Here is a 12326-nt window from a genome sequence, read left to right as displayed (position 1 = left end):
GTCATGACTGCTCCCCGCACCCCCGACTCCTCCGCGCCGAACCGGCGCGGCGTCCTGTTCGACGTCGACGGCACCCTCATCGACTCGAGCTACCTGCACACCGTGGCCTGGTGGCACGCCTTCAACCAGGCCGGCCACGACGTGCCCATGCACCGCATCCACCGGCTCATCGGCATGGGCTCGGAGCAGCTGATCGACGCGCTGCTGCCCGCCGACCGGGACCGGGACGGGGACGACGCCATCGGCGCCGCCCACGGGGCCCTGTTCTCCGTGCACTGGCCGGGGCTCAGGCCCACCCGCGGTGCCGCGGAGCTGCTGCGCCGCTGCACCGACGCGGGGCTCGTGGTGGTGCTGGCGTCGTCGTCGAACGTCACCGAGGTGGCCGCCATGCGCGAGGCCCTCGGCTCCGACGACCTGCTGACGGCGGTCACGACCGCCACGGACGCCGAGCAGAGCAAGCCCGCGCCGGACATCTTCGCCGCCGCCCTGGAGGCCGGGAACCTGCGCCCCGAGGACGCGATCGTGGTGGGGGACGCCCGCTGGGACGTCGAGTCCGCGTGGAAGCTGGGCCTCGACGCCGTGTGCCTGATGAGCGGCGGGATCAGCGAGGGGGAGCTGCGCGAGGCCGGGGCCGTGTCCGTGTACGCGGACCCGCAGGCCCTGCTGGACGACTTCGAGAACAGCCCCCTGGGCCGGCTCGTCCCGGCGGGCTGAGCGCTCCCCTCCGGGGCCAGGGCGGACTACGCTGTGCACCACCGCGAACGGAAGGCCCCGGAATGACCAGCGACGACCGACCCGTCCTCGTGTTCGACGTGAACGAGACCCTCTCGGACCTGCGCCCGCTGCACGGCGCCTTCGAGGAGCTGGGCGTGCCGGGGGAGGTGGCCGCCACCTGGTTCGCCTCCGTGCTGCGGGAGGGCTTCGCCCTGGCCGTGCACGGGGAGGCCCAGCCGTTCGCCGTGCTGGGGCAGGAGGTCGCGCGCATGCTGTTCGCCGCGCATCCGCCCACCGGGGACGTGGAGGACGCCGTGTCCCACGTGCTGGAGGCCGTGCAGGCGCTGCCCGTCCACGCGGACGTCCCGGACGGGGTGCGCGCCATGGCAGAGGCGGGGTTCCGGCTCACGGCCCTCACCAACGGCTCCGCGGCCACCGCCGAGGGGCTGCTCGAGCGCGGGGGCGTGCGGCAGCACTTCGAGCACGTCCGCTCCGTCGAGGAGGCCCCCTGCTGGAAGCCGGCGTCCGAGGCCTACACCTGGGCGAGCGGGGCGTGGGGCGTGCCGCTGGAGCAGATGCTGATGATCGCGGTGCACCCGTGGGACCTGCACGGCGCGGCCCGGGCGGGGATGCGCACCGCCTGGATCGACCGGCACGGCGCGCCCTGGCCACGGTACGCGCGCACCCCGGACCTCAGGGTGTCCGGGGTGCGGGAGCTCGCCGCGCGGCTGAGCGCCGGCGGCGCGGGGCTCACGGTCTGAGGGGCCGGCTCAGAGCCGGACGACCATCTTCCCGGTGTTGGCCCCGGCGAGCAGGTCGATGAACGCCTGCGGGGCGTCGTCGAGCCCCTCGCGCACGGTCTCGTCCCACTGGATCTCGCCCGCGGCCAGCCAGCCGGCCATCTTCTCGCGGAACTCCGGGCCCAGGTCCTGGTGACCGCTCACCAGGAAGCCCTGCAGGCTCAGCATCTTGCCGATCGCCAGCGCCAGGTTCCGGGGCGCCGCCGGGGGCTCGGTCGCGTTGTACTGCGAGATCGCCCCGCACAGGCACACGCGGCCGTGGGTGTTCAGCGCGGAGATCGCGGCCTCCAGGTGCTCGCCGCCCACGTTGTCGAAGTACACGTCGATGCCCTCGGGCGCCGCGCGCCGCAGCTGGGGGAGCACCGGGCCGTCGTGGTAGTCGAAGGCGGCGTCGAAGCCGAGCTCCAGCAGGCGGGCGACCTTCTCGGGGGAGCCGGCGCTGCCGACCACGCGCGCGGCGCCGCTGAGCTTCGCGATCTGGCCGACGAGCGAGCCCACGGCCCCGGCGGCGCCGGAGACGAACACCGTGTCCCCGGGCCGGAACCGTGCGGCCGCCATGAGGCCGGCGTACGCGGTGAGCCCGGGCATGCCGAGCACCCCCAGGTAGGCCGACTCCGGGGCGAGGGCGGGGTCCACCACGGTGGCGGAGGCGGCCTCGACGAGAGCGTGCTCCCGCCACCCGGCCCCGTGCAGCACCGTGGCGCCCACGGGCAGCCCGGGCGCGGCGGAGGCGACGACCTCGCCCACGGCGCCGCCGTCGAGCGGGCGGTCCACCTGGAACGGCGGGACGTAGGACTTCACGTCGTTCATCCGGCCGCGCATGTACGGGTCCACGGACATCCAGCGGTTGGCGACCACGACCTGGCCGGGGCCGGGCGCGGGCAGCGCGGTCTCCTCGAGCCGGAAGTTCTCGGGGGCCGGGATGCCGTCGGGGCGGGAGGCGAGCACGACCTGGCGGGTGCTGGTGGGGGAAGTCATCGGTTCTCCTGGGGGTCGAGGGAAGGGGGGGCGGAGGCGGGGATCAGTCGTCGGCGACGGTCACGCGGACGTCGACGTTGCCGCGGGTGGCGTTCGAGTACGGGCACACCTGGTGGGCCTTGTCCGCCAGGGCCTGCGCGGTCTCCTGGTCCAGGTCCGGGAGCACGACCTCGAGGTCGACCTCGAGGCCGAAGCCGCCCTGGCCGTTGCCGCCGATGCCCACGCGGGCCCCGACGCTGGAGTCCCCGAGCTTGACCTTCTCCTGCCGCGCCACCATCTGCAGCGCGGAGTGGAAGCACGCGGCGTAGCCTGCGGCGAAGAGCTGCTCGGGGTTGGCGCCGTCGCCGGAGCCGCCCATCTCCTGCGGGACGGCCAGGCCGAGGTCGATCCGGCCGTCGGTGGTGCGGGTGCGGCCGTCGCGGCCGGCCCCGGTGGCGAGGGCCTCGGCGGTGTAGACGGTGTCCATGCTGGTCACTCCTGGGTGTCGGTGGTGGTGGTCGGTCCGGCGGTGTCCGCGCCGGCGCCGCTCGTGGCGTCCCCGTCGGCGGGGGCGCCGATCCTGCGGGCCAGCGCCCGCAGCGTCTCCATCTCGGCGGCGGTCAGGCCCGAGGCCTCCAGCACGCGCTGCTGCACGGCCGGGGCGCGCTCGCGCAGCCGGTCGCCGGAAGGCGTGAGGTGGACGGTGACCCGCCGCTCGTCGTCGTGCCCGCGGCGGCGCTCGAGCAGGCCGCCGGTCTCCATCCGCTTGAGCAGCGGGGAGAGTGTGCCGCTGTCCAGGCGCAGGCGGGTGCCGAGCGCCGAGACGGTGGGCCCGTCCTCCTCCCACAGCGCGAGCAGCGCGAGGTACTGCGGATAGGTCAGGCCGAGCTCGGCCAGCGGCTCGCGGTAGGCCGCGGTCGTGGCCCGCGAGGCGGCGTAGAGCGCGAAGCACAGCTGCGCGTCGAGCCGGAGATCTGCGTCCATGCCCCGATGCTCGCACACATCCCGGTTGCGCACAACTCAGTTGAGCGCAACTCAGGTGGGGGAGCGGGTCAGCGGGTCGCCTCCTCCAGGTGCTCGAGGACGTGACGGTACGGGTGCCCGGTGGCCTCCGTCAGGCCCTGCTCGCACGTGCGGTTCAGGGACGCGTAGGCGTCGAAGCGGCGCTCGGCGACCTCGCGGGCCTCGGCCGCGGTGGCGGAGGCCGTGAACTCGGGGTGCAGCATGCCGCGGTCCCCGGCGTAGGCGCAGCAGCCCCAGTCCTTCGGCACGACCACGTCGTCGCTGATCGCCCGGGCCAGCGTCTCGAGGGCGCCGGCGATGCCCAGGTGCACGCTCGAGCAGGTGGGGTGCAGGGCCATGGACCCCACCGGGCGGGTGACGGCCAGCCGCTCCAGCACCCGGTCCGCCGTGAACTCCACCGCGTCCACGAACCGCAGCGCGTGGTACTCGCTGGACGCCGCCGCGAGCTCGGACATGGTCTCCAGGCCCTCGGTGCAGGACGCGGCGTCGCAGACGACCGGCAGCTCGCCCTGGCGGGTCGCCTCCCACAGCGCCGCCAGCGTGCGCTCCGACATCGTGGCGTACCCGGTGGGCAGGCCCTTGGACTTCCACGGCGTCCCGCAGCACAGGCCGCCGATGCCCTCCGGCACGGTGACGTGCACCCCGGCGCGGTCGCACAGCGCCAGGAACGCCTCGGAGGCCGTCAGGGCCGTCCCGCCCCCGGGGCGCGCGGCCGTGCCGAACATCGCGTTGATGCACGCCGGGAAGAACACGGCCTCCGCGGCCGGGTCCTGCCGGCGCGGCCGGGCCGGACCGCCCGCGGGCAGCGCGTCCTTGTACTGGGGGACGTGCTCGGCGCCCAGCACGGCCCGGGCGGCGGCGGTCGCCGCGGCCGGCAGCGCGGTGGGCAGGGCCTTCGCGACGGTCAGGCCGAGCCCGGCCCCCGTCGTCGTCGCCCCCCACACCCTGGCGGCGGCGCCCCAGCCGGCGTCCTCGACGCGGCTGTGCTGCTCGGCGCGCAGCCGGCGCACGAGGTCCCCGGTGTTGATCAGCACGGGGCAGGCCGTCACGCACATCCCGTCCACGGCGCACGTCTGCAGGCCCTCGTAGTCGTACTCGGCCCGCAGCCGGGCGGCGAGCTCCGCGTCCCCGCGCTCCTCGGCCGCGGCGATCTCCCGGCGGCCCACGATGCGCTGGCGCGGCGTGAGGGTGAGGTCCTTCGAGGGGCAGACCGGCTCGCAGTAGCCGCACTCCACGCACCGGTCCACCTCCTGCTCCACCGTGGGCGCGGTCTTGAGGTCCCGCACGTAGACGGTGGGGTCCTCGTTGAGCAGCACGCCCGGGTTCAGCAGCGCGCCCGGGTCGACGAGCCGCTTGAGCGCCACCATGACGTCGTAGAGCTCGTCCCCGTACTGCCGGCGCACGAACGGGGCCATGTTGCGGCCCGTGCCGTGCTCGGCCTTGAGCGAGCCGTGGTGGTCGAGGACCAGGGCCACCATGTCCTCGGTGAAGCGCTCGTAGCGGGCCAGCAGGTCCGGGCGGTCGAACTGCTCGTTGAGCATGAAGTGCACGTTGCCGTCCTTGGCGTGCCCGAAGATCACGGAGTCCCGGTAGCCGTGGGCGTCGAAGAGCGCCGTGAGCTGCTCGCACGTCTCGCCGAGCTCCGCGACGGGGACGACGACGTCCTCGAGCAGCGCGTTGGACCCGCTCGGCCGGGCCCCCGCCACGGTGGTGTAGAGGCCCTTGCGCACGGTCCACAGCGCGGCGCGGGCCGCGGGGTCGTCGGTCAGGGCCGGCGGGGCCGCCAGGTCCAGGGTCCGGAACAGACCGGCGGCTCCCGCGGAGAGCTCCCGCTCCTCCTCGCGGGTGCGGCCCTGGTACTCGACGAGCAGCGCCGCGTGGTCGCGGACGTCGATCTCCAGGATCTGGGCCGGGGCCAGGCCCGTGCGCTGGGAGACCTTCAGGGACGTGGCGTCCAGCAGCTCGACGGTGGCGGAGCGGGCCGCCACCAGCGCCGGGACCGTGCGGGTGGCCGCGGCCAGGTCCGGGAACACCAGCAGCCCCGTGGACGCGAACGGCAGGATCGGCACCGTCCGGAACACCGCCTCGGCGACGAAGCCGAGGGTGCCCTCGCTGCCGATCAGCAGGTGCTCGAGGATCCGCACCGGCTCGTCGTGGTCCAGGAACGAGTTGAGGCCGTAGCCCATGGTGTTCTTCATCGAGAACTGCCGCTGGATGGTGCGCACCGACGCCGGGTTGCCGCGCACCCGGTCCCGCAGCCGCAGCAGGCCCTCGTGCAGGGCGGGCTCGAGCTCCCGCAGCCGCCGGTCGGCGTCCGGGTCCGCGGTGTCCACCCGGGTCCCGGAGGGCAGGACGACCACCATGGACTCCAGCGTCCGATAGGTGTTGGCCTCGGTCCCGCAGGCCATGCCCGAGGAGTTGTTGGCCACCACGCCGCCGATCGTGCACGCGGCCTCGCTCGCCGGGTCCGGCCCCAGCTTGTGCCCGTACGGGGTCAGCCGGGCGTTGACCTGCCGCACCGTGGCCCCCGGCTGCACGCGGACCCGCCGGCCGCCGTCCAGCACCTCGATGCCCCGGAAGTTCCGCCGGACGTCCACCAGCACCTGGTCCGTCACGGACTGCCCGGACAGCGACGTCCCGCCGGCGCGGAAGGTCAGGCCCAGGCCGTGGCGGGCGACCGCGCGGAAGAGGTGGCCCATGTCCGCGGCCGAGCGCGGGCGCACCACGGCCGCCGGCTGCAGCAGGTAGTGGGAGGCATCGTGGGCGATCGCGCGGTGCTCGAGCTCCGAGGTCACCACCGCGTCGCGGCCGCACCCGCTCCGGAGCTCCTCGAGCAGCGCCTCGGGTGCGGGGGCGGTGGGGCGGTGCGCGCTGGGGGCGGTCATGGGGTCTCCTGACGGGGAGTCGGGGCGTCCGGCGTGGTCCACGCCACAATCCTATGGTGCGACCACAGGCGCCGTGCCGTGCCGACGGTCCGTCCGCGCCGCCGGCCCGCCCCAGGTCTGCGCATCCGGGGCATCGGGGCGTCCGGGGGATTGTGGGCCGCGCCGTTTTGGGGGAAGCTCGGGCCACGGGCCCGGCGGCCCGCGAGCCGACCCCTGGAGGAGAGCACCATGGACCCCATCTGCCCGTCCTGCGGCGGACCCCTGCGCCAGATCACCGAGGACCAGTGGCCCGAGGGCGGTCCCGTGCCGGAGGGCACGGTCGAGATGTACCTGTGCGACCGGACCAACCACCGGATCATCGTGGCGGTCCCCGAGATCTCCGGGTGAGCGCCCCGGAGCCGGAGGTCCGCCGGGTGGTGGTGGTGCACGGCTACGACGCCGCCCCGGACCAGCACTGGTTCCCGTGGCTGCGCGAGCAGCTCACCGCCGCCGGCGTGCGCACGGCCGTGCTGGAGCTGCCGGAGCCGTCCTTCCCCGAGGCCGGGGCGTGGCAGGACGCCGTGGCGCGGGCGGTGGGCACGCCGGACCGGCACACCCACCTGGTGGGCCACAGCCTGGGCTGCGTCACCCTCCTGCGCCACCTCGCCGGCCTGCCCCGGCCCTGGGAGCTGGGCGGGCTGGTGCTCGTGGCCGGCTTCACGGGACGGCTCGAGGCCGTGCCGCTGCTGGACGGGTTCCTCGCCGAGGACGTGGACGTCTCCGCGGTGCGCGCCGGCGCCCGGCGCCGGCTGGTGCTGCGCTCGGACGACGACCCCACCGTGCCGGCGGCCGCCACCGAGGACCTCGCCCGGCGGCTGGACGCCGAGCTGCAGGTGGTGCCGGGGGCCGGGCACTTCTGCGGCTCCGAGGGCGTCACCCGCCTCCCGGCCGTGCTCGAGGCCCTGCTGCCGCGCGGCGGCTGACGGAGCCGGGCGCACGGGACCGGGCGCACGGGGCCGGTCCGACAGGACCGGTCCCGACGGACCGGAGCGGCCGTGGCCGCAGGGAGGGCGCTCAGTCCGTGAGCGTCAGCAGCACGGCCTCCGGCGGGCAGAACAGCCGGATGGGGGCGAAGCGCGACGTGCCCAGACCCGCCGTGACGTTGACCGGGACCCCGCCCTGGGTGATGAGTCCCTTGCAGCGCTCGGGCTCGAGGTCGCAGTTGCTGACCAGCGCCCGCCCGCCGGGCAGGCAGACCTGCCCGCCGTGCGTGTGCCCGGCCAGCACCAGCTGCGCGCCGTCCGCCGCGAAGCGGTCCAGGGTCCGCAGGTAGGGGGCGTGGGCCACCCCGAGGCGCAGGTCCGCCGTGGCCGGGTCCCCGAAGCCGGGGTGCCGGTCGTAGCCCAGGTGCGGGTCGTCCACCCCGGACAGGTCCAGGGTCAGGCCCGCGACCTCCATCCGGGCGGCCCGGTTGATCAGCGGCGTCCAGCCCGCGGCGTCGAACGCGTCGTGCATGTCCTGGGTGGGCAGCAGGGGCACCTCGTCCCGGCCCTCCCCGGAGGTGTCCCGCCACAGGTAGCGGAACGGGTTCTTGGGCCGCGGCGCGAAGTAGCAGTTGGAGCCCGGGACGTAGGCCCCGGGGAAGCGGAACAGCGGGTCCAGGATCTCCAGCAGCCACGGCAGCGCCCCGGGGTGGGAGAGGTTGTCCCCGGTGTCCACCACGAGGTCCGGTTCCAGTGCGGCGAGGGAGTGCACGAACTCACGCACCGCGCGCTGGCCGGGCCACACGTGCAGGTCCGACAGGTGCAGGATCCGCAGCGGGGGGCTGCCCTCGGGCAGCAGCCGGAGCCGTTCCGTGCGCAGCTGGAAGCGGCGGCGCTCGACGACGACGCCCCACGCGCCGAGGCCCGCCGCCGCTCCGGCGCCGGCCGCCGTCACGGCGGCGGCGGTCCGCAGGACGGGCGCGACGGAGCCCGGGAGGGGGTGCAGGAGGTCCATGCCGGGTGCCGGGCTCAGCCGGGCCGCGAGGTGCCGTTGCGGCCCTCGAGCACGCGGTCGGAGGGCTCCTCGAACTCGTCCGTGTCGTAGTCCCGGGCCACCTCCTCCATGAACCGCTGCCACTGACCGCCGGCGTAGGTGGAGCCGTCCACCCAGTCGTCGCCCTCGGTGCGCTCGCCGCCGATGGACAGCCCGTTCAGGGACCGGGAGCCGAACTCGTAGTTGCCGACCCAGGACGCCGTGGCCAGGCCGCGGGTGTAGCCCACCATCCAGGTCTGGGTGGAGTTGTCCGTGGTGCCGGTCTTGGCCGCGGAGGCGCCCGGCAGGCCGATCTCCCGCTGCCAGCCCGAGCCGCGGATCAGGGTCTGGTTGAGTGCGAAGTTCACGCCGTCGGCCACGTCCTCGCTGATCACGCGCTCGCAGGACGTCTCGGGGATGTCGTACTCCTTGCCCGTGTAGTCCACGACGCGCTCGAGGGCGCGCGGCTCGCACATCTCGCCGCGGTTGGCGAACGCCGAGTAGGCGCGGGCCATGGTCATCGGGGAGATGTCCACGGAGCCGCCCAGCAGGGACGCCAGGACCGTGGTGTCCACGGGCTCGCCGTCCTTGCCGTTGACGATGCCCAGGGACTCGGAGATCTCCCCGATGTCGCACAGGTCGAGGTCCTCCGCCATCGCGTAGATCGCGGTGTTGATCGAGTTGTACAGGCCGAAGTCGGCCTCCATCTTCCGGGTGTAGCCGGACTCGGCGTTCTGGATCTCGAAGCCCTCGCCGTTGTTGCCCGGCTCGATCTTGTACCCGCGCTCCAGGCACGAGGCCTTCCACCGGTGGTCGGCCGGCCAGCGGGTGCGGGTCGCGTCGATCTCGTCCTCCGCGCCGTTGCCCGCGTCGATCCAGGCGGCGTACGTCAGCGGCTTGTAGGTCGAGCCGACCTGGAAGCCGCCGGCCCCGCCCATCCACGAGTCCACGTTGAAGTTGTACGTGGTGTTGGAGGAGCCCTCCGCGGTGGAGTAGTAGGTGTTCTGCGCCATCGCCACGATGTCGCCGTTGGTCGGCTCGAGGGACACGAGCGCGGTCGAGACGTTGTCCGGGTTGTCGTCCCGCGGCTGGGTCTCGTTCACCGACTCCTCGGCCGCGCGCTGGGCCTCGACGTCGAGCGTGGTGGTGATGGTGAGCCCGCCGAGCTGGAGGGTCTTGAGCCGCTCCTCGGGGGTCTCGCCGAACGCGGAGTCCTGGAGGATGGAGTTCTCCACGTAGTCGCAGAAGTAGGGGGCGACCTCGGCGGCCGTGCACCCGGAGTTCGTGGGGTTGGGGTCCACCGCGATGGGCTCGGCGGCCGCGGCCGAGTGCTCCTCCTCGGTGATGGCCCCGGTCGCCAGCATCGTGTCCAGCACGATGTTGCGCCGCTCGGTGGCGGCCTCCGGGTTCGCGGCGGGGTCGTAGTAGTTGGGGGACTGCACCATCCCGGCCAGCACGGCGGACTGGGAGATGCTCAGGTCGGCGGCGGGGATGCCCCAGTAGTACTGGGCGGCCGCCTCCACGCCGTAGTTCTGCCCGCCGAAGAGCACCATGTTGAGGTAGCCCTCGAGGATCTCGTCCTTGCTGAGCTCCTGCTCCATGGACAGGGAGAGCTTGATCTCCTTGATCTTGTCCGCGTAGCCCTTGTCGGCGCCGATGGTGGTGGCCTCCTCGCCGGCGCGGACCTGGGAGTCGATGATGAGGTTGTTCACGTACTGCTGCGTGATCGTCGACGCGCCCTGGCGGGCGTCCGGGCGGATGATGTTGTTGCCCAGGGCGCGCATGATGCCGCCGAGGTCCACGCCGCCGTGCTCGTAGAAGTCGCGGTCCTCGATCGCGAGGATCGCGGCCTCCATGTGCGGGGAGATCTCGTCCAGGGGCACGGGGGTGCGGTTCTGCGCGTAGAAGGTGGCGATCTCGGTGCCGTCCCGTGCCACCACGGTGGAGGCGCGCGACATCGGCCCCGCCTGCATCTGGGCCGGGAGGTCCTTGAACCACCCGATGGAGGCGTTCGCGGCGAGGCCCGTGGCGGCTGCGGGGGGGACCAGGAGGCCGGCGGCCACGATGCCGGCAACGATGCTCGTGGCGATGAACGCCACGATGTTGCCCAGGGCCGACGGTGCCTGCGCGGCAGGGTACTTGCGGGAAGCCATTCGAACAGTCTACAAGTGCGAACCCGGCCACGGCCGGTGTGCGACCCGTCACGGCGGAGCGCGCCCCGGCGTTCGTGGCTACGCTGGGGCCATGACTACCTGGGAATACGCCACCGTGCCGCTCATGATCCACGCCACCAAGCAGATCCTCGACAACTGGGGCGACGACGGGTGGGAGCTCGTCACCGTGCTGCCCGGCAGCACCCCCGCCGACGTCCCGGCGGGCAACGTGAACGCCCCCGTCCAGACCAACCCCATCGCCTACTTCAAGCGCCCCAAGGGCTGACGCGGCGGACCCGAGAGAACCCCGGAGGACTACCATGAGCAACGGCTCCGCCGTCGAAACCCGCATCGCCGAGCTCGGCCTCGAGCTCCCGGCCGTCGCGGCCCCGGTCGCCGCCTACGTGCCCGCCGTGATCACCGGCTCGTGGGTGCACACCTCGGGCCAGCTGCCGTTCGTGGACGGCAGCCTGCCCGCCACGGGCAAGGTGTCCGCGTCCGGGACGGCGGGCGCCGTCTCGCCCGAGACCGCCCACGAGCTCGCGGCCCGTGCCGCCCTCAACGCCGTGGCCGCGGTCAAGGAGGCCGTCGGGGACCTGGACCGGGTGGTCCGGATCGTCAAGGTGGTCGGCTTCGTGGCCTCCGACCCGGGCTTCACCGGGCAGCCCGGCGTGATCAACGGCGCCTCCGAGCTGCTGGGACGGATCTTCGGCGACGCCGGGGTGCACGCGCGCTCCGCCGTGGGCGTCGCCGTCCTGCCGCTCGACGCGCCGGTCGAGGTGGAGCTCGTTGCCGAGTTCCGCTGAGCCGCAGGGCCCGCGCCCGGGCCGCGCGCCGGCCGTGCGCTGGTTCGAGATCCCGGAGAACCAGCGCGGGGCCGCGCAGGCCTGGCTCGAGCGGGGCGCCGGCATCCCCGGCAGCGCCCCCACGCCCGCCGCGGCGGTGGTGTTCGTGCGGGACGGCGAGCACGGCGTGGAGACCTACCTCAAGTACCGGCCGGGCAGCTCACCCCTGGGCACCGTCGGGTTCCCCGGCGGCATGCTCGAGCCGCACGACGACGACCCCCTCGACTGGGCCGGGCCCAGTCCCGCCGACTGGGCCCGCCGGCTCGGGATCGAGGACGACCTCGGCCGGGCGCGGCGCACCGTGGTCGCCGCGGTCCGCAAGGCGTTCGAGGAGGCGGGCGTGCTGCTGGCGGGCTCGGACACGATGAGCACCGTGGAGTCCGTGGAGGGCGCCGAGTGGATGCGCTCCCGGGAGGCGCTGGCCGTGGGGGACGTCTCCCTCGCCCAGGTGCTGGGCCGGCGCCGCCTCGTGCTGCGCTCCGACCTGCTCAAGCCCCTCGCGCACTGGATCACCTCCGACTTCGCCCACCGCCGGTACGACATCCACTACGTCACGGCGGTGGTCCCGGACGGACAGGTCCCGTCCGTGCTGGAGTCCAAGGGCGTCTGGGGCCGCTGGGTGGACGCCGGGCAGGCCGTGGCCGACCCGGCCGGCAGCTGGCTCGGGGACCTCGTGGGCCAGGAGGACACCGTGGGCCGCACGATCGACGACCTCTCCTCGCCCGGGGTCCAGTGCGTGCTCGAGTCGGTCGCCGAGTGCACCTCGGCGATCGCCTTCCTGGCCAAGAAGCGGGCCCTGGTGGCCCGCAACCCCGTGCTCGAGGTGCACGAGGGCCGGCCCGTGCTGCGCCTCGACCCCGCCTGAGCGGTCCCGTCCCGGACATCCCCGGGGCGGTGCGCCGGCCCGCACCGTGCACGCCCGCGGCGCGGGCCGGCCCGGTCACCCCCCGTGGG

At 74.3% G+C, this 12326-nt stretch carries 13 protein-coding genes; 7 read left to right on the top strand and 6 right to left on the bottom strand.

Going from position 1 to position 12326, the window contains the following annotated elements:
- The first annotated feature begins 3 nt into the window (after positions 1-3).
- Together ACFU0Y_RS05860 and ACFU0Y_RS05855 are read left to right on the top strand one after the other, a co-directional pair.
- Positions 4-714, top strand: coding sequence for an HAD family hydrolase (locus tag ACFU0Y_RS05860; protein ID WP_380213518.1), 711 nt, complete (start codon positions 4-6; stop codon positions 712-714).
- Between the two features lie 62 nt (positions 715-776).
- The gene (locus ACFU0Y_RS05855; protein ID WP_380213517.1) at positions 777-1475 is read left to right on the top strand and encodes a haloacid dehalogenase type II; all 699 of its coding nucleotides are present in this window, start codon (positions 777-779) and stop codon (positions 1473-1475) included.
- 9 nt (positions 1476-1484) lie between these two features.
- Here ACFU0Y_RS05855 and ACFU0Y_RS05850 read toward each other — a convergent pair whose 3' ends face one another.
- The 4 genes from ACFU0Y_RS05850 to ACFU0Y_RS05835 all read right to left on the bottom strand — a co-directional run bounded on the left by ACFU0Y_RS05850 (position 1485) and on the right by ACFU0Y_RS05835 (position 6379).
- Positions 1485-2492: an NADP-dependent oxidoreductase gene (locus ACFU0Y_RS05850; RefSeq protein WP_380213516.1), complete on the bottom strand. Its 1008-nt coding sequence runs from the start codon at positions 2490-2492 to the stop codon at positions 1485-1487.
- A 43-nt stretch (positions 2493-2535) separates the two neighbouring features.
- Positions 2536-2958: an organic hydroperoxide resistance protein gene (locus ACFU0Y_RS05845; protein WP_380213514.1), complete on the bottom strand. Its 423-nt coding sequence runs from the start codon at positions 2956-2958 to the stop codon at positions 2536-2538.
- A gap of 5 nt (positions 2959-2963) precedes the next feature.
- Positions 2964-3455, bottom strand: coding sequence for a MarR family winged helix-turn-helix transcriptional regulator (locus ACFU0Y_RS05840; RefSeq protein WP_380213513.1), 492 nt, complete (start codon positions 3453-3455; stop codon positions 2964-2966).
- Between the two features lie 68 nt (positions 3456-3523).
- Positions 3524-6379, bottom strand: a complete 2856-nt coding sequence (locus ACFU0Y_RS05835; protein ID WP_380213512.1) for an FAD-binding and (Fe-S)-binding domain-containing protein — start codon at positions 6377-6379, stop codon at positions 3524-3526.
- A gap of 228 nt (positions 6380-6607) precedes the next feature.
- On the opposite strand from ACFU0Y_RS05835, the gene ACFU0Y_RS05830 reads away from it, so the two are divergent.
- Together ACFU0Y_RS05830 and ACFU0Y_RS05825 are read left to right on the top strand one after the other, a co-directional pair.
- Positions 6608-6766, top strand: a complete 159-nt coding sequence (locus ACFU0Y_RS05830) for a hypothetical protein (protein ID WP_380213511.1) — start codon at positions 6608-6610, stop codon at positions 6764-6766.
- On the top strand, positions 6763-7341 hold the full coding sequence (locus tag ACFU0Y_RS05825; protein ID WP_380213510.1) for an RBBP9/YdeN family alpha/beta hydrolase: 579 nt from the start codon (positions 6763-6765) through the stop codon (positions 7339-7341). Before ACFU0Y_RS05830 ends, ACFU0Y_RS05825 begins: the two co-directional genes overlap by 4 nt.
- 91 nt (positions 7342-7432) lie before the next feature.
- Here ACFU0Y_RS05825 and ACFU0Y_RS05820 read toward each other — a convergent pair whose 3' ends face one another.
- Together ACFU0Y_RS05820 and ACFU0Y_RS05815 are read right to left on the bottom strand one after the other, a co-directional pair.
- On the bottom strand, positions 7433-8356 hold the full coding sequence (locus tag ACFU0Y_RS05820) for a metallophosphoesterase (protein ID WP_380213509.1): 924 nt from the start codon (positions 8354-8356) through the stop codon (positions 7433-7435).
- Between the two features lie 14 nt (positions 8357-8370).
- Positions 8371-10527: a transglycosylase domain-containing protein gene (locus tag ACFU0Y_RS05815; RefSeq protein WP_380213508.1), complete on the bottom strand. Its 2157-nt coding sequence runs from the start codon at positions 10525-10527 to the stop codon at positions 8371-8373.
- Between the two features lie 91 nt (positions 10528-10618).
- On the opposite strand from ACFU0Y_RS05815, the gene ACFU0Y_RS05810 reads away from it, so the two are divergent.
- From ACFU0Y_RS05810 to ACFU0Y_RS05800, 3 genes are read left to right on the top strand one after another with little or no spacing between them, the layout of a single operon-like run.
- Positions 10619-10813 carry a hypothetical protein gene (locus ACFU0Y_RS05810; protein ID WP_031282517.1) on the top strand — a complete coding sequence of 65 codons (195 nt, stop codon included), beginning with the start codon at positions 10619-10621 and terminating at the stop codon, positions 10811-10813.
- 34 nt (positions 10814-10847) lie between these two features.
- A complete protein-coding gene (locus ACFU0Y_RS05805) occupies positions 10848-11333 on the top strand; it encodes a RidA family protein (RefSeq protein WP_380213507.1) in 486 nt (161 codons plus the stop codon).
- Positions 11317-12237 (top strand): NUDIX hydrolase, encoded by a 921-nt coding sequence (locus ACFU0Y_RS05800; protein ID WP_380213506.1) that lies wholly within the window; start codon positions 11317-11319, stop codon positions 12235-12237. The genes ACFU0Y_RS05805 and ACFU0Y_RS05800 overlap by 17 nt, the downstream gene beginning before the upstream one ends.
- Positions 12238-12326 lie beyond the last annotated feature (89 nt).

The sequence above is a fragment of the Kocuria sp. NPDC057446 genome, assembly GCF_042802875.1.
Lineage (GTDB): Bacteria > Actinomycetota > Actinomycetes > Actinomycetales > Micrococcaceae > Kocuria.
The sequence above is the reverse complement of the archived record's forward strand: the minus strand, read 5'-3'. Positions and strand labels throughout refer to the sequence as shown.